Origin of the sequence: Pseudocolwellia antarctica (genome assembly GCF_049933045.1) — a bacterium.
Taxonomy (GTDB): Bacteria; Pseudomonadota; Gammaproteobacteria; order Enterobacterales; family Alteromonadaceae; genus Pseudocolwellia.
The window spans coordinates 4,305,764-4,323,713 of the sequence record NZ_CP187926.1 but is presented as its reverse complement, the minus strand read 5'-3'; the positions used below and the strand labels follow the sequence as shown (position 1 = coordinate 4,323,713).

At 36.6% G+C, this 17,950-nt stretch carries 16 protein-coding genes; 11 read left to right on the top strand and 5 right to left on the bottom strand.

Features of this window, described 5'->3' with window-relative positions:
• The first annotated feature begins 82 nt into the window (after positions 1-82).
• From ACPUVN_RS18760 to ACPUVN_RS18745, 4 genes are all read left to right on the top strand, one after another.
• Positions 83-2,446, top strand: coding sequence for a M1 family metallopeptidase (locus ACPUVN_RS18760; protein WP_426358802.1), 2,364 nt, complete (start codon positions 83-85; stop codon positions 2,444-2,446).
• Positions 2,446-2,937: a DUF6702 family protein gene (locus ACPUVN_RS18755; RefSeq protein WP_426358803.1), complete on the top strand. Its 492-nt coding sequence runs from the start codon at positions 2,446-2,448 to the stop codon at positions 2,935-2,937. The genes ACPUVN_RS18760 and ACPUVN_RS18755 overlap by 1 nt, the downstream gene beginning before the upstream one ends.
• A gap of 85 nt (positions 2,938-3,022) precedes the next feature.
• Positions 3,023-3,487 (top strand): chemotaxis protein CheX, encoded by a 465-nt coding sequence (locus ACPUVN_RS18750; RefSeq protein WP_426358804.1) that lies wholly within the window; start codon positions 3,023-3,025, stop codon positions 3,485-3,487.
• Positions 3,488-3,813: 326 nt separating this feature from the next.
• The gene (locus tag ACPUVN_RS18745) at positions 3,814-4,233 is read left to right on the top strand and encodes a secondary thiamine-phosphate synthase enzyme YjbQ (protein ID WP_426358805.1); all 420 of its coding nucleotides are present in this window, start codon (positions 3,814-3,816) and stop codon (positions 4,231-4,233) included.
• Between the two features lie 52 nt (positions 4,234-4,285).
• Here ACPUVN_RS18745 and alr read toward each other — a convergent pair whose 3' ends face one another.
• The 3 genes from alr to rpmE form a co-directional block, all read right to left on the bottom strand.
• Entirely contained in the window at positions 4,286-5,371 is a 1,086-nt protein-coding gene (gene alr, locus ACPUVN_RS18740) for an alanine racemase (protein WP_426360514.1), read from the bottom strand.
• Between the two features lie 30 nt (positions 5,372-5,401).
• Positions 5,402-6,820 carry a replicative DNA helicase gene (dnaB, locus tag ACPUVN_RS18735; RefSeq protein ID WP_426358806.1) on the bottom strand — a complete coding sequence of 473 codons (1,419 nt, stop codon included), beginning with the start codon at positions 6,818-6,820 and terminating at the stop codon, positions 5,402-5,404.
• 217 nt (positions 6,821-7,037) lie between these two features.
• Positions 7,038-7,250, bottom strand: coding sequence for a 50S ribosomal protein L31 (rpmE, locus tag ACPUVN_RS18730; RefSeq protein ID WP_426358807.1), 213 nt, complete (start codon positions 7,248-7,250; stop codon positions 7,038-7,040).
• A 242-nt stretch (positions 7,251-7,492) separates the two neighbouring features.
• Between rpmE and priA the strand changes: the two genes are divergently transcribed.
• The 6 genes from priA to rraA all read left to right on the top strand — a co-directional run bounded on the left by priA (position 7,493) and on the right by rraA (position 13,488).
• Positions 7,493-9,709: a primosomal protein N' gene (gene priA, locus ACPUVN_RS18725; RefSeq protein ID WP_426369627.1), complete on the top strand. Its 2,217-nt coding sequence runs from the start codon at positions 7,493-7,495 to the stop codon at positions 9,707-9,709.
• Between the two features lie 126 nt (positions 9,710-9,835).
• Positions 9,836-10,414, top strand: coding sequence for an SPOR domain-containing protein (locus ACPUVN_RS18720; protein ID WP_426358809.1), 579 nt, complete (start codon positions 9,836-9,838; stop codon positions 10,412-10,414).
• A gap of 115 nt (positions 10,415-10,529) precedes the next feature.
• Positions 10,530-11,048 carry an ATP-dependent protease subunit HslV gene (gene hslV, locus ACPUVN_RS18715; RefSeq protein ID WP_426358810.1) on the top strand — a complete coding sequence of 173 codons (519 nt, stop codon included), beginning with the start codon at positions 10,530-10,532 and terminating at the stop codon, positions 11,046-11,048.
• Between the two features lie 22 nt (positions 11,049-11,070).
• Positions 11,071-12,399, top strand: a complete 1,329-nt coding sequence (gene hslU / locus ACPUVN_RS18710) for an ATP-dependent protease ATPase subunit HslU (RefSeq protein WP_426358811.1) — start codon at positions 11,071-11,073, stop codon at positions 12,397-12,399.
• A 103-nt stretch (positions 12,400-12,502) separates the two neighbouring features.
• Positions 12,503-12,904, top strand: coding sequence for a gamma-butyrobetaine hydroxylase-like domain-containing protein (locus ACPUVN_RS18705; protein WP_426358812.1), 402 nt, complete (start codon positions 12,503-12,505; stop codon positions 12,902-12,904).
• A 98-nt stretch (positions 12,905-13,002) separates the two neighbouring features.
• Complete coding sequence (gene rraA / locus ACPUVN_RS18700) at positions 13,003-13,488, top strand: ribonuclease E activity regulator RraA (RefSeq protein WP_426358813.1); 486 nt, start codon at positions 13,003-13,005, stop codon at positions 13,486-13,488.
• Positions 13,489-13,548: 60 nt separating this feature from the next.
• Here rraA and ACPUVN_RS18695 read toward each other — a convergent pair whose 3' ends face one another.
• Positions 13,549-15,651, bottom strand: coding sequence for an EAL domain-containing protein (locus tag ACPUVN_RS18695; protein WP_426369626.1), 2,103 nt, complete (start codon positions 15,649-15,651; stop codon positions 13,549-13,551).
• Positions 15,652-15,739: 88 nt separating this feature from the next.
• A complete protein-coding gene (gene hutI / locus ACPUVN_RS18690) occupies positions 15,740-17,035 on the bottom strand; it encodes an imidazolonepropionase (RefSeq protein WP_426369625.1) in 1,296 nt (431 codons plus the stop codon).
• A gap of 151 nt (positions 17,036-17,186) precedes the next feature.
• Between hutI and hutC the strand changes: the two genes are divergently transcribed.
• Positions 17,187-17,927, top strand: a complete 741-nt coding sequence (gene hutC / locus ACPUVN_RS18685; RefSeq protein WP_426369624.1) for a histidine utilization repressor — start codon at positions 17,187-17,189, stop codon at positions 17,925-17,927.
• The last annotated feature ends 23 nt before the right edge of the window (positions 17,928-17,950 follow it).

Here is a 17,950-nt window from a genome sequence, read left to right as displayed (position 1 = left end):
ATCCTTTAATATCATGTATTAAAGGCTTAAAAATGAGGTAAACATATTACGTTCTACTCTGTAAACACTTCATAGGTATATTATGAAATTCACACCCTCTTTGTCACTCCGCTCTATAGTATTGTGTTTGACCATAGCAACATCCCACAACGTTATCGCTCAAAACACGATTGATGACCAAAAGTTTCGCCAGCTAGAAGAAATACTACCAACGCCAAATACTTATAGAACAGCTTCAGGTGCGCCTGGCCACGAATACTGGCAGCAAGAAGTAGATTACGAAATTGAAATTAAATTAAACGATGAGACCCAAGAGTTAACAGGTAGCGAAACGTTAAATTATACTAACAATTCACCTGATACTCTTCGCTACATTTGGATACAGCTTGATCAAAATAGAATGGGCAAAGCCTCAGACTACAAGTTAACTAGTACAGCCCCTGCTAAAAAAATCACTTATAAAGGCTTACGAAGTGCTATTGAAACAGAGAAATTCGATGGCGGTAACCGTATATTAAAAGTTACAGATAAAAGCAATAAAGCATTACCGTATACCATTAACGGTACTATGATGCGCATTGATTTACCTAAGCCATTAAAATCTGGTGCTGACATAGAGTTTAATATTGATTGGACTTATGCCTTACAAGAACAAAAAGTATTAGGTGGTCGTTCAGGCTATGAATACTTTAAAGAAGACGACAATTATTTATATGAAGTAGCAAGTTGGTTTCCAAGAGCCGTTGCTTACTACGATGCAGTTGGCTGGCAAAACAAACAGTTTTTAGGTAACGGTGAGTTCGCATTAGAATTTGGTGATTACGATGTAAAAATTACAGTGCCAGCTGATCATGTTGTTGCTTCTACAGGTGAATTACAAAACCCTAAGAAAGTATTAACGAGCAAGCAAAGAAGCCGTTTAGATAAAGCGAAAACAGCTAAAAAGCCTGTTTTAATCATCACACCAGATGAAGCTTTAGAAAACGAAAAATCTCGTTCTACTAAAGAAAAAACATGGCACTTCAAAGCTAAAAACGTAAGAGATTTTGCGTTTGCATCAAGTCGTAAGTTTATCTGGGATGCTCAAGGCTATAAAGCGGGTGGTACAGATACCATGGCAATGTCTTACTATCCAAATGAAGGTAATCCTTTATGGGAAAAGTATTCAACTGAAGCCATTATCCATACTATGGAACAATATAATAAATACACATTTGCTTATCCTTACCCTGTATCTATTTCTGTAAATGGTCCTGTTGGCGGTATGGAATATCCGATGATCACGTTTAATGGTCCTCGTCCGACACTTGATAAGAAAACAGGTGAAAAAACCTATTCACGTGCAACTAAGTACGGTTTAATTGGCGTTATCATTCATGAAGTAGGACATAACTACTTTCCTATGATTGTTAACTCTGATGAACGTCAATGGACTTGGATGGATGAAGGTTTAAATACGTTTTTACAATTTTTAGCTGAGCAATCTTGGGAAGAAAACTACCCTTCTCGACGTGGCCATGCTGCCAATATGACGTCTTACATGAAAAGCAGTAACCAAGTGCCTATCATGACAAACTCAGAGTCTATTCTACAGTTTGGTAATAATGCTTATGGCAAGCCAGCAGTAGCTTTAAACATATTACGTGAAACTATTATGGGTCGTGAATTATTTGATTTTTCTTTTAAGGAATATGCACAACGTTGGAAATTCAAACGTCCTATGCCTGCAGACTTCTTCAGAACAATGGAAGATGCATCAGCCGTAGATCTTGATTGGTTCTGGCGTGGTTGGTTTTACACAACAGATCACGTTGATATTGCTTTAGGCGACATTCATTTATACCGTCCAAATAGTCAAAACCCAGATACTGAAGAAGCATGGGAACGTGCTTTAGAAAATGAAAAGCCAACGTTTATTTCAGACCTTCGTAACAAAGGTCATTGGTTACGCAGTGATGATAAGCCTGAACTTCTAGATTTTTATAACGAGCACGACAAGTTCACAGCAACAAATGCTGCGCGTAATAAATACAATGCAATGCACAATAAATTAGAAGACTGGGAAAAAGAATTACTGACGAATGAAAGTAACTTCTACATTTTCGACTTTGAAAACATTGGTGGCTTAGTTATGCCAATATTATTAGAAGTTACTTATGCTGATAGCACAAAAGAAAACATTAGAATTCCAGCTGAAATTTGGCGTAAAAATAATGACAAAGTATCTAAGCTCATTATTACTGAGAAAGAAATTACAGGTATAGCGATAGATCCTAACTGGGAAACAGCAGATGTAAATGTGAATAACAATTACTGGCCTGCGCGTCCTATCAAATCTCGTTTCGATTTATATAAACGCAAGAAGAGCGACATGATGCGTGACTATAATAAAGAATTAAAATCGAGTGACGATATAGAAGAAGCTGAAAAAGAATCTAGTAAGTAATGATAAAAAACTTACTGAAATTAGTATCAGTAGTTCTATTATGGGCAGTTGCGTCAATCGCTTCTGCTCATACTTATTTCTTTGGAATGACTGATCTAACCTTAAACGGTTCAACTAAAACAATCGAAATTATTCATCAATTTACAACACACGATGTTGAAAATTCGATTGCAGAACAGCAACAAATTAACTTTTCTCCTGAACATAAAAACTATGAGAGCTTTATTCAATCTTATGTTGAAGCACACTTTTCATTACAACATTTAGATAAGCAAGTGAAGCTCAACTGGATAGGAATAGAAGTTAAAAGTGGCAATATTTATATCTATCAAGAAGCACCATTTGAAAGTTTATTAACGGGTTTATTGGTAAAAAATGACTTACTCGTCAATACTTACCCTAAGCAAATCAACATACTTAACTTTCAAGGTATAAAAATTAAAGGCAGTATCACCTTTAATGCCACTGAAACAACAGCTGTTTTCGAATAAATATAATTGTAAGTACTGATTTACATTTTCTGATTTTCCGTGCAAAATCAGTACTAAAGATTAATAAAGGTCGTGGAAATATTTAATGAATGTAGAGTTTATCAACCCATTTCTATCGTCAATGCTAAACGTGATGTCAACGATGGCGCAGATGGAATTAACCCCAGAAAAACCGAGACTTAAAAAAAGTGAAGTTGCTATGGGTGACGTTTCAGGACTTATTGGAATGGTAAGTGAACAAACTAAAGGCTCTCTTTCTATTACTTTTGAAGGCGCTTTAGCTATTGCTACCATGAAAAAAATGGTGGGCGAAGGTCCAGACGAAGTTAATGAAGAAATTACCGATTTAGTCGGTGAAATCACTAACATGGTTACTGGTGGCGCTAAACGTATGTTAAGCGAGAAAGGCTTTGAATTTGATATGGCAACACCTGTTGTAGTATCAGGTAAAAACCACACAATCAGCCATAAAGCTGATGGTCCTATCGTTATTATTCCATTGTCATGTGATCTTGGTAAAGCTTATATCGAGTTTAGCTTTAACAAATAATCCTAAAAAACCTTTATTAAACGCCTAAAAACCTCATTGATTTCACTGGGGTTTTTTAATATCTGGCTTTTGTAACATTTTAAAACTGAATAACACTTTTATACCAAACGGATTAATTTATTGAGCAACTTAGAGCTACATTAGCAAGCTTAGAACAAGTAAAATTGATTAAACATAGTTATTCTATATTTTTTTAATTTTGTGATGTTATCAGTTTGCTAATGAGCTCCCGAAGGGCGAGAATTTAATCCGTTTGGTATTACACTTATGGTAGATACATTTACTCAAACACTAAGTGTAAATTAACGAAAATAAAAGGAGTCGATATGTGGCAACAAGTTGAGTTTTCATTGCGTGCGAAAAAACGAGGTTTCCATTTAGTCACTCATGACATTATTAACCATTTACCTGAAGTAGCACAGATAAAGGTTGGGGTACTTCATTTATTTATTAAACATTCTTCTGCGTCATTAACGATTAACGAGAATGCTGATCCTACCGTCCGTACAGATATGGAAAAACACTTTAATGTTATGGTGCCAGAGAATGCGCCTTATTATGATCACACTTATGAAGGCAGTGATGATATGCCTGCTCATATCAAAACCAGCTTACTTGGTAATAACATTACTATTCCCATTACTAATGGCGAGTTAAATTTAGGTATTTGGCAAGGAATTTATCTAGGTGAACATAGAAATCATGCTAGCTCGAGAACATTAGTGGCAACAATTAATGGTGAGTAGTTAATCTGAGTAATATCCGAATTCAATAAAGCTAGTATTAAAGATAGTCATGCTATTTTTTAATAGTGATATGGACTCTTCGACTGATATTACATAAAAGCTCATACGGGATCGTGGTAGCGCGCATGGCAATTTGCTCAATTGGTAGTTCAACACCCCATAAGGTTGCTTCGTCTCCAACCTTATCGTTAATTTTTCCAGCTGCGCCCTCACCTAAATCAACAGTTATCATATCCATCGATACTCGGCCAATGATAGGTACGATCCTGCCATTAATATAAATAGGTGTACCATTTTCAGCATGGCGAGGATAACCGTCACCATAACCTATAGCAATAACGCCAATGTAGGTGTCTTTAGCACTTGTCCAAAAACTTCCATAGCCAACAGAATCGCCTTCATTTATACGTCGTATGGAAATAAGACTCGATTTCAGTGTCATCACTGGTTGCAGAGCTTTCTTCTGATCGCTTGGCTGTAACATAGGTGAAACGCCATATAACATTAAGCCAGGTCTTACCCAGTCAAAATGCGTTTCAGGCCAACCACATATACCCGCAGAATTAGCTAACGAGCATTCATGCTTCGAGCTTGTTAATTGTTTAAATACATTAAGCTGAATTGCCGTTGTACTATCATTTAAGTCATCAGCACAACCCAAGTGACTCATTAATATAATGTCACTCTGAACATTTTTACTCTGCTCTAACGCATGATAAAAAGAGGTAAAGTCTGCAGGCGAAATACCTAAGCGATGCATACCTGTATCAATTTTCAGCCAAACTTTAATTGGCGAATCTAGATGAGCTTTATCAATAGCTGCAAGTTGTTCTTTGCTATGAATAATAGTTTCTAAATTATATTCAGACAGTAAGGTGAGCTCATCAGGAGAGAAGAAGCCTTCTAATAAAACGATAGGCTGAAAAATTCCAGCCTTACGCAAAGCAATAGCTTCATCAAGCCTAGCTACACCAAAAGCATCCGCTTGAGGTAAAGCTTTAGCAATACGTTCTAGACCATGACCATAAGCATTCGCTTTTAATACCGCTAATACTTTACTGTTAGGCGCGTAAGATTTAATGATTTTGTAATTATGGGCTAACGCTTGGAAATCAATAATCGCAGTAGCTGTACGTATACTCATTGTTCAACATTCAACATCTAAGGGTTAATCTTCTTCAAGCACATGCGAACCCGCATAGTTATCGAAGCGAGAAAATTGACCTTGGAAAGTTAATGGCACACGCCCGATAGGACCGTTACGTTGTTTACCAAGAATAATTTCAGCCATGCCTTTAAACTCAGAATCATCGTTGTATACCTCATCACGATAAATAAACATGATTAAATCGGCATCCTGCTCTATCGAACCTGATTCACGTAAGTCTGAGTTAATTGGACGTTTATCTGCACGTTGCTCCAAACTACGGTTTAACTGAGAAAGAGCAACAACAGGTACTTCTAATTCTTTCGCTAAAGCTTTAAGAGAGCGCGATATTTCTGCAATTTCTAAGGTACGATTATCAGAGAATTGAGGCGCACGCATCAGTTGAAGATAATCAATCATGATCATACTAATACCACCATGATCTCGATGAATACGTCTTGCTCTTGAACGAACTTCTGTAGGTGTTAAACCGGCAGCATCATCAATAAACATTTTACCTTTTTCCATGAGTAATCCCATGGTTGAAGAAAGGCGTGCCCAATCTTCATCTTGTAATTGACCGGTACGAATTTTAGTTTGATCGATACGACCTAACGAGGCAAGCATCCTCATCATGATCTGATCTGCAGGCATCTCTAAACTAAATATTAAAGCAGGTTTATCTGAGGTCATCGCTGCATTTTCTGCCAAGTTCATCGCGAATGTGGTTTTACCCATAGATGGACGTGCTGCAATAATGATCAAGTCAGATTTTTGTAAACCTGCAGTCATTTTATCTAAGTCAGTAAAGCCTGTAGAAACGCCAGTAACACCATTGGTTGGAGACGAACACAGCTTTTCGATACGGTCGACTGTTTTCTCTAACACTGAGTTAAGTGAAGCTGGACCTTCAGATTTGTTTGTTCTTTTTTCGGCTATCGCAAAAACTTTAGTTTCAGCAAAATCGAGTAAATCTGCACTTGAACGACCTTGAGTATCGTAGCCCGCTTCAGCAATTTCGTTAGCTACGCTGATCATTTCGCGGGTAACCGCTCTTTCTCTTACAATTTCAGCATAAGCAACAATGTTGGCAGCACTTGGCGTGTTTTTCATCATCTCAGCGAGATAAACAAAACCGCCAGCAGAGTCTAGCTTTTGATCGTTCTCTAAACTCTCAGAAAGTGTGATTAAATCTACCGGTTCGCCTAATTCAATTAAAGCCCCAATACATTCAAAAACAATACGATGTGAACGGCTATAAAAGTCGGCAGCAACCACTTTTTCACTCACACGGTCCCATGTTTCATTATCAAGTAACAAGCCACCTAAAACAGATTGCTCGGCTTCTAATGAATGTGGTGGAACCTTAAGCTCATCCATTTGGCTATCGGTTTTAAATTTTCTGTCTTTAAAAAATTTATCGGGCTTACGGTCTGCCATTTACTTACCTTGATGAATGAGGGAATGGGGAAAATTGAATGGTGACTAATGTAGCAGAAATACCTAAAAAGAAGAATATAAGTTATTCGAAATCAGATGATATTTCAGTGCTAAATTTAACTAATACCAAACCTGATGTTATGAATATCATAAATAGCAGACATAAAAAAAGCGCCTAGGGCGCTTTTTTCTAATAATGTTACCTTTATAAGAAAGCTTACTTCTTAGAAAGAGCACCAAAACGTTTGTTGAATTTATCAACACGACCACCAGTCTCAGCAGCTTTTTGCTTACCAGTGTAGAATGGGTGACACTCTGAACATACGTCTAGGTGAAGATCTTTACCTACTGTAGAACGAGTTGTTATAACATTACCACAAGAACAAGTTGCCTTGAACTCTGCATAATTTGGATGAATACCGTCTTTCATGGGGTTTACCTCTGTAAGGCCGTATCGCCACTTGATCAGTCAAATTGCTGCCAAGCACCATACGAGTTAAATAATTTGGATGCGCATAATAATTTAATTATGACTATTACGCAATATATAATGCCGTAAAAACACACAAAAGTAACAAGTTATTATTAATTAAATCTTTTATTCGTTTCAAACTTGGCAATCGTGATTTTAAACGTCAAAATAAAGCATTATTCAATGATAAGTAGTAACTCGTGACACAATCAGGAACTCCATGTTTTGTACAAATAGCTATACCCGTTCCGTTGCGCCAGTTATTTACCTATATTGTACCGCCTAATCTAACCGATACGCCTATCAATATTGGCGAGCGTGTTGCTGTTTCATTTGGTCCTAGGCAAGTTATAGGTGTGGTTTTATCGGTAAGTGAGCACACTGAACAACCAATAGAGAAGCTTAAAAGTATCACCAGTCGTGTTGTTGATAATTTTCACTTTGATGCGCCTTTATTACAATTCTTACAACGTTGTTCTGATTATTATCACCACCCTATTGGTGATGTATTACAGCAAGCTCTGCCTGTACTGTTAAGACAAATCAAACAACCTGATGTATCACTTCCTTTAGTTTGGGCTGCTTCTGAACAAGCTGATAAAAACGTATTAGAAAAGCTAAAAACCAAAGCCGCGAAACAATATTCTCTGTTTCAACTCATCGATAAACATCTCTCTATTACATGGGCAGAGTTACGTACTCTAGGTTATATAAAGTCACAATTAACCTCACTCGAAAAGAAAGGTTTAATTGAACAGCATGAACGCCAACCGACTATTTTTGAATGGATAGATTCAGCCTTAAATACAGACAACAAGCTCACTCTATCAACAGAGCAAGCGATAGTTCTTTCGGCCATTGAACAAACAAATACGCAATTCTCTTGTCATCTTATTGATGGCATTACAGGTAGTGGTAAAACTGAAGTTTACCTACAAGCAATGGAAAATGTACTAGCCGCTAATAAACAAGTGTTAGTACTTGTACCTGAAATTGGTTTAACACCACAAACACTTAACCGTTTTGAACAGCGCTTTAATGTGCCTATTTATTTACATCATTCAGGGTTAAACAATAATGAAAGATTACAAACCTGGCTTGAAGCACAACGAGGTAGCTCAGCCATTGTTATAGGCACACGTTCTGCTATTTTTACTCCCTTGCATCAGCTAGGCATGATCATTATTGATGAAGAACACGACGGTTCTTTCAAACAGCAAGACAGCTTTAGATATAACGCACGTGACATGGCAATTTTAAGAGCGCGTCAGTTAGATATTCCAATTATATTAGGCAGTGCAACACCCAGTTTAGAGTCATTACATAACGCCCTTTCAGGTAAATATCATTATCATCAATTACTCAATCGTGCGGGAAATAGTAGTGCCTCTCAAATTCAGTTAATTAATATTGCTCAGCATCAAATGGAGCATGGCTTATCAGACACATTAAAAAGCGAAATTAAAAAAACGATTGCGAGAGGCGAACAAGTTCTCATATTTTTAAATAGACGAGGATTCGCGCCAGCGATTAACTGCCAAGAGTGTCATTGGATTGCTGATTGTAAACGCTGTAATAAGCCTTACACCTTGCATCAAAGTAAACAGTTATTGATGTGTCACCATTGCGGCAGTCAACGACGTGTACCCGCTCAGTGTGACAGTTGCGGCAGTGTTCGTATAAAACCGTTAGGACAAGGCACTGAACAGCTAGAGCAGCGTATTAGTGATTTATTTCCTGATGTGAGTAGCGTAAGAATAGACAGAGACAGCACACGTAAAAAAGGTGAGTTAGCTAAACTCTTACAAGAAGTAACTGAAAAGAAACATCAAATATTATTAGGCACTCAAATGCTCGCTAAAGGGCATCATTTTCCTGATGTGACGCTGGTTGCGATGTTGGATATTGATGGTGCATTATTTAGTTTCGATTTCAGAGCCGCTGAACACATGGCACAATTACTTGTACAAGTTGCAGGTCGGGCTGGTCGTGAAAGTAAGCCAGGTAAAGTGCTTGTACAAACAGGTTACCCTGAACATCCTCTATTACAAGATTTAGTGAATAATGGTTATAAGCATTTCGCTGAATATGCACTCACGGAACGCAAGCAAGCTTACTTACCACCTTTTGGTTTTCAAGCCTTGTTTAGAGCCGAAGCTAACTACCCTTCTTATCCTGATAAATTTCTTCGTGAAATATGTGCTGTTCGTTATGAAGGATGTGAACTTGCAGGTCCTTTACCTGCAGCAATGGAGAAGCGTGGCGGTAAATATCGTTTCCATCTTATTGTACAATCCAAAAACCGTAAGCATTTACATATGGCTATTAATCAAATGTTACAATTAATACCCAACAACGAATGGCAGTCAAAAGTACGTTGGTCGGTTGATATAGATCCTATTGATTTAAGCTGGTAACAAGTGCCCTTTGGGTTAAAATCCACCTTACATGTAGTTGTTACAATTCATATGAATAAAAGTAGTATCATTTATTCATAAGTCCGTTAAAATTACTTATTATTTTTTCCTGTAAATTATTCTTTCATGGCGCATCAAGATTACGTTTCTCGTCCTAGAAACCCCAAAAAAAGTCCTTATAAAAAGCCTGCGGCTAAACAACAACCACAAGGCGTACCACTAAAGGTTAAACTTATTGGTTTAGTCACACTGATTGTTCTATGTGGGTTTATCTATTTGTTATGGAGCATTAAAGGTGACGACACCGCAGCACCTGTAGTGCAAGAAACGCAAACAGCAGTAACGCCAAAAGCTGAAGAAGTAGTAAAAGATAAAGCCACCTTACCTACTCCACCAAAAGAGAAGTGGGCATATCGCAAAGAATTAGAAGATAAAAAAATTGAAGTTGGCGAATATGATGTTAAGCAAGGTGGTCCATATAAAATGCAATGTGGTTCATTTAAAAGCCTCAAACAAGCGGAAGTATTAAAGGCTAATATTGCCTTTGCAGGTCTTTCTGCACAAATAGGTGCACCCGTTGGCGCTAACTCAACTTATTACAGAGTTTACTTAGGTCCATACGAGAAAAAACGTGATGCAGAAAAAGACAAACACAAACTAAAAAGAAACAAAATTAATTACTGTCAAATTTGGTTATGGAATTAATTCCTCGTCTATACTTGAAATCATCGCCTCACACCCCTACCTCTTGAACATACATAAACATTAAAGATCAGCATACTAGTTACAATAGTATGCTGATTTATAGATTGGATTTAATATGACTACTATCGTTTCAGTACGACGCAATGGCAAAGTAGCTATTGGTGGTGACGGCCAAGTGTCTCTTGGAAATACCGTTATGAAAGGCAATGCACGTAAAGTTCGCCGTTTATATAACAATAAAGTTTTAGCTGGCTTTGCAGGCGGCACAGCAGACGCATTTACCCTATTCGAACGTTTTGAAAGTAAATTAGAACAACATCAAGGCCATTTAACTAAAGCCGCTGTTGAGCTTGCCAAAGATTGGCGTAGTGACCGTGCTTTAAGAAAGCTTGAAGCTTTACTTGTAGTAGCAGACGAAACTGCGTCATTAATTATTACAGGTAACGGCGATGTTGTTCAGCCAGAACACGATTTAATTGCGATTGGTAGCGGCGGAAACTTCGCTCAATCAGCAGCAACGGCACTATTTGAAAATACCGAATTATCAGCGAGAGAGATTGTAGAGAAATCTTTAAAAATTGCTGGCGACATTTGTGTATTTACCAATCATCAACACACCATTGATGAGCTATAAATTTAAGCTTTAAGGAATTAACATGTCGAATATGACACCTCGCGAAATTGTTTCCGAATTAGATAGCCATATTGTTGGTCAAAGCGATGCTAAAAGAGCCGTTGCTATTGCCCTTCGTAACCGCTGGCGTCGTATGCAACTTAATGAAGAGTTGCGTAACGAAGTAACACCAAAAAATATTTTAATGATAGGTCCTACAGGTGTAGGTAAAACTGAAATTGCGCGTCGTCTTGCTAAGTTAGCAAATGCTCCTTTCATCAAAGTTGAAGCAACTAAATTTACTGAAGTAGGTTATGTAGGTAAAGAAGTTGAAACCATCATTCGTGATCTTGCTGATATGGCGATTAAATTAACGAAAGAGCAAGAAATGGCTCGCGTTAAACATTTAGCTGAAGAAGCTGCTGAAGAACGTATTTTAGACATTCTTATTCCTAACCCACGCGATTCATTTGGAAACGATGAAGAAGCTGATAATTCAAGTACTCGTCAAGTTTTCCGTAAGAAATTACGTGAAGGTCAGTTAGACGACAAAGAAATTGAATTAGATTTAGCCGCTCCTCAAGTAGGTGTTGAAATCATGGCTCCTCCTGGTATGGAAGAGATGACTTCACAGCTACAAAACATGTTCCAAGGCATGTCTAACGACAAAACAAGCAAGCGTAAATTAACCATCAAAAAAGCCTTAAAAGCACTTCAAGAAGAAGAAGCGGCTAAGATTGTTAATCAAGACGATATCAAGCAAAAAGCGATTGAATCTGTTGAGCAAAACGGCATCGTATTTATTGATGAAATAGATAAAATTTGTAAGCGTGGTGACTCTTCAGGACCTGACGTTTCTCGCGAAGGTGTACAACGTGACTTATTACCTTTAGTTGAAGGTTCAACGGTAAGCACTAAGCACGGTATGATCAAAACAGATCATATCTTATTTATTGCTTCTGGTGCTTTCCAAATGGCTAAGCCTTCAGACTTAATTCCTGAGTTACAAGGTCGCTTACCTATTCGTGTTGAGTTACAACCTTTAACAACAGAAGATTTTGTCCGTATATTAACAGAGCCAAATGCTTCACTTACTGAACAATATATTGCCTTAATGAATACTGAAGGTTTAACTATCGAGTTCACTGAAGATGGTATAAGCGCTTTGGCTAATGCTGCTTGGCAAGTGAATGAAAGTACTGAAAACATTGGTGCACGTCGTTTACATACTATGATGGAACGCTTGGTTGAAGAAGTATCTTTTAACGCTGATGAACGTTCTGGTGAAGTGATTAAAATTGATAGTGCTTACGTAGATAAAACATTAACTGAGTTAGTTAAGAATGAAGATTTAAGTCGCTTTATTTTATAATTGCTCTTAACTTCTAAATTAAGTACTTTAGATTAATTGAAAATGAGAGAAGCTGCTTTAACTTCTCTCATTTTTTTTACTTTAAGATTCATGAGGCGCCCAAATGACAAACGTATCAAAATTCACCCTTAATGCGGATCAAGATATTTTAGAGATAAGCCTTAAAGACTCTTCAACTGAACAGAGCAACCCACTTTCATTGAGCTGTGAATATTTACGAATATTTTCACCAAGCGAATGTCAAAAAGCTCACTCAGCAAAAGCACCAACACCTAACAACATCCCTCAAGTATTCCACAAAAAAAATGTACAGCTTTCTCATATCGAACCTTTAGGTAAACATGGTCACAGATTTATTTTTAATGATGGTTTTAATGATATTTATTCGACCACTCATCTACTCGAATTATCAGAAACATTTGAAGCTAATTGGTCGTTATATCTTGATGCTTTATCCAGTACCAACAGCAGAGAAGAATCTATTAATTTCAAAGCGGTAACATAGCACTTTACTACAACTAAAAAATAGACAGTTGAACCTAATCTCAAGCCAGTTATACTAAAACTTCTTAGGAACAGCCTCAACCACGCTAGGAAACACCCATGGAATACAATACTACCGAGTTATGCTCTATTTATACTGATTTAGTTGATGTAGTCGAACCCATTTTTAGTAATTATGGCGGACGACACTCTTTTGGCGGAAAAGTAGTAACAATCAAGTGTTTCGAAAATAATGGCTTAATATTACAGCTAGCTTCTACCGACGGTGTTGGACAAGTGATGGTGATTGATGGCGGTGGCTCTACTCGCAGAGCATTATTGAATAGCGATATAGTTGAAACTGCAGCTGAAAATGGCTGGGAAGGTATCGTGTGTTACGGCAGTGTATGTAACGTAGATGCTTTAGAAGAGATTGATATTGGTATTCAAAGCTTAGTGCCTATTCCTGTAGGTGCATCTCCTAGTGAAGCGGGTGAAAGCGACTTAGCCATAAACTTTGGCGGTGTAACTTTCTTACCTGACGATTACTTATATGCTGACAATACCGGGATTATTTTATCACCTGAGCCTTTAGACATAAGTTAAAGCTAGAGTCATTAATTAGGCTTATCTAGCTTTTACCGTTCTTATATTTATATAACCCTATCAAACGGGGTTATATAAATTATTCCACGTAGTGACCCAAGTACTTATATTATCGCTCGTAACGCCAATATCTACTATTTCACCTTGTACTAACTCACCGCCCATTAAAGTAAACGCTTTTTCAGTTGTTCTATTATTTATAGAGGTCCCGATTAATGGTAATTCCATTTTCTTGGTCAACTCAATTAAAGAAGTAATAATTGCATTTTCAGGATCATCCACTTCCTCAGTTATACGCTCACAATCAATTTTAACCTGATGAACTGCCATTTTTCTTATATAACGCAAAGACTCATAGCTTCCTGAAAAGTCTGAAATAGCAATGTTCACATTTAATGACTTAAGCTCATCAATAATGTTTTTTGCTCTTTCACTCGCAGAGAGCACAATTTTCTCTGGCAGTTCAATCACTAAATATTTAGCCGGTACGTTATACATCGTAATTTGTTTTTCAATAAAACTAACTAAATCCGGTTCAAGTAAATACTGACTCAATAGTTTAATTGAAACTCTTTCATAATTTGATGCACGTTGAAGTTTTAAAATTAATTTAAACGCTCTGGTGATCATCTGTTTGGTTAAAAAATAGATTTCACCGCTGTGTTCTGCAGTATCAATAAAGCCTTGAAACTCAATCGGCATATTGTTTTCATTCTGCCATTGTACTAACAATTCAAAACCGACTAATTTTTTATCTTTAAGGTTTGTTTGCGGCTGTACATACCAATATAAATTGTCGTCAACAATATCTTGCTTCAAGCGTTCCATTTGCAATAAATGCGATTCGTTATAAATCATTTCGTCTTTATTAAAATAGCTAATTAGCACTTGATTACTTTCTGCAGTAAGCAAGGCATCTTCTGCATGGGCAACAGTTTGCGATAAACTATTTACGTATTCATTAATAAATGAAATACCAAAAGTTAATTCAAAGTTTAATGAAAAACTTTTAAAACTCATCGCATCTGGAACTGCTGCAGTTAATTCCTGAGAAAGCATTTCAGCAAGAATGTCTTGATCCTTGCTTTTTTCAGGTAATTGTAAAACAACTAAAAAGTGTAAACCACGTAATCTAGCAATACGTACAGGTGCTAATTTACTGCCAAAGTTAATCAAGTTTTTATTAGATTCAACACTTTTTTGTAAACAATAAGCTAATTGTAAAAGCAAAATATCGGAATTTTTATGACCTAATATTTTGTTTACTTGCTGAAAATTAATAGGCTTAAAAACAATAATAGCGAATTTGTCTTTAGAGTGGCTCTTTAACACCTTATGTATACTTTGAAAGGCTTGTTGTTGAGAAGGGAGATTAGTGGCGGTATCACTTGAACTATTCGAGAAATCATTTGTTCCTGAAAATAAGTTGGCTTCTTGTCTTAAGTTTTTACTTTTAGTATTGTAGCGCGTACTTATTCGCCAAAAACTTGCGAAGAAAAACAGCAAGTAAGCGCTTAAACTATTAATCAAAAATAATTGTTCTTCAATATTTTTATTTACCCAGAAAAAAACAATAACTGAAAAATAAATAGCAGGTAATAAAAGAATGAACATCTTAGTCATGCAGGCTTTAACACTAGTTGTAGTGCAATGTATTCTTACTGCGATTAAAGCTAAGGTAATACCGCTGATAAACAACCACAAAATAGCGTTATTTTCTGTGACGTTAAAACTAACAAGAGCAATATATATAGCTGAAAAAGCTAAAACTACAACATGGCTAACCGTTGTCACAATAGGAATTAATTCAGCTTTATTAGACGACCAACTAAAATAAATAAACACGAGATAAAGTGCAGCAAAACTTAATACTATATTTGTATTATCTTGTTCAGAAAAGGCGACAAAATAAATCATCCCAATCAAACTTAATGTTAATAATACAAAAAAGCGTAATTGAAACGCCTCTTTAAACTTATATAACAAAGATATAACGATAACGGGAATACTTATCCCTAAAATAAAAGCGAGATTAATAACGCCATATGTAGATGTAGAAGTGGCTGAATAAGCTGAAAACGAGGTAAAACACAATATACTTAAAACAGCATATAAAGTGGTTTTTAGGTTAGATTTAACCCGATGTGGTACACAAAAATCCATGTTTGATACTCAAATATAAAAAGTGCTTACAGAAATGTTACTTAAAACTTTATTTAAGAGTAGAACTTAGATGCTCATTTGTACAGAGCTAAATAACTATACACCCTTCTTTCATCAATGATGTTAAGGGGTTAACGCCAAATTGATAGGCAAGTTCGGCTGGCTGTTCTATGTCCCAACAAGCAATATCTGCGTCATACCCAACGGCTAATTTACCTTTTGATTCATCAACACCTAAAGCTTTAGCCGCGTTAATAGTTACACCAGCTAATGCCTCTAGTGGCGTAAATCTAAATAAAGTGCACGCCATATTTAACATAAGCTGTATTGAAGTAATCGGTGATGAACCAGGATTAGAGTCGGTAGCAATCGCCATTGGCACGTTATACTTTCTTAACAATTCCATTGGAGGTAACTTAGTTTCACGTAAAAAGTAATAAGCTCCAGGTAGTAAAACGGCTGTCATATTAGCTTCATGCATTGCCTTTACACCATCTTCGCATAAGTATTCGAGATGATCTGCCGACAGCGCTTTGTATTTTGCAGCTAGCTTAGCTCCTTTCATATTAGAAAGTTGTTCAGCATGTATTTTTACAGGCAAATTTAACTTTGCTGCGGCTTCAAAAACTTGTTCAGTTTCCTTTAAAGTAAAACCAATATTTTCACAAAAAACATCTACGGCATCGGCTAAGCCTTTTGCTGCAATATCTGGGAGCATATTATTACAAACCTCATCAATATAACCTTGTGAGTTATTTTGATATTCAGTAGGAATGGCATGTGCGCCTAAAAAAGTTTTTTTAACCGTAACAGGAAGTGCATCAGCTAATTGCTTAGCTACCCTTAACATTTTAGCTTCAGACGCTAAATCTAATCCATAGCCAGACTTAATCTCAACAGTTGTTACGCCTTCATTATGTAACGCTGTTAAACGTTTCTTAGCACTTTTAAACAACTCCTGATAGGTTGCATTACGAGTTGCTGCAACCGTTGAAATAATCCCACCGCCTGCTTTAGCTATTTCTTCATAGCTTTTACCTTGCAAGCGCATCTCAAATTCATTGGCGCGATTACCACCAAAAACAATATGTGTATGGCAATCAATTAAGCCAGGCGTTAACCACTGATGTTTACCATCAATAACTTGTTTAACTGAATACTGAATACCCGCTAAGTCTTTCATGCAACCTAACCAAGCTATTTTTCCTTTTGAGATAGCGATAGCAGCATTTTTAATAATGCCATAATCCAAATAACCTAAATCTTCATCGTCTTTAGAAACGTTTTCTCTTTCAGCTTTATTCTCGCCCGCAGCCATAGTGGCAATGTTTACATTGATCCAAAGTATGTCCCAACAAGGTTTATCTATTTGAATGTTTGTCATTTTATTACTCACTACGTAGCGACTCGATAAGCTTACTTTACTTGATAGCAATAAAAGGATCAACACTTGTATATACAAGTGTTGATTTTTAGTAAATAAAATGAGATTGTATAAATAAGATAGACATTTAAAAACACAGTTTGGGATCAAGATGAAAGCAAAGACGCCAGCAAAAGCACCAATTAAAAAAAAGTCAGCAGCCAAGTTTACTGTTATCAAACAGTTTATCTGCCAGAAAATAGAATCAGGACTTTGGCAACAAAATAAAAAAGTGCCTTCTGAAAACGAACTTGCTGAACAGTTTTCTGTTAGCAGAATGACTGCAAGAAGAGCGTTACAAGAATTAACCGAACAAGGTGTACTTGTACGTTCTCAAGGTGCAGGCACTTTTGTTGCGACCTTTAAATCACAATCATCAATTTTAGAAATTAGAAGTATAGCTGACGAAATTTTTGAACGCGGTCATCAACATAGTTCTGAAACGATAACTTTAGAAAAAGTAGACGTCACCAACGAGCTCGCCATATTATTAAATGTGTCAGCTTCAGACTCTGTTTATTATTCAGAACTATTACATTTTGAGAACGATGAACCTATTCAACTCGAACAAAGATACGTAAATAGTGCTTTGGTACCTGATTATATTAAACAAGATTTTAATCAAATAACTCCGCACGAATACTTAACGCTAGAAGCGCCGCTTACAGAAGCAACACACGAAATTGAAGCCATACTTGCATCGCGATCAGTCGCTGAGCTATTAAAAATCGCAACCACAAAGCCTTGTTTACAAGTTAAACGCAGAACATGGTCAAGTAACGGCGTTGTCAGTTTAGCCATATTAACTTCACCAGGTGACAAGTATCGCTTAGGTAGCCGCTTAGTTTTTTAAAACTAGCCAATAATTTTGAAAGA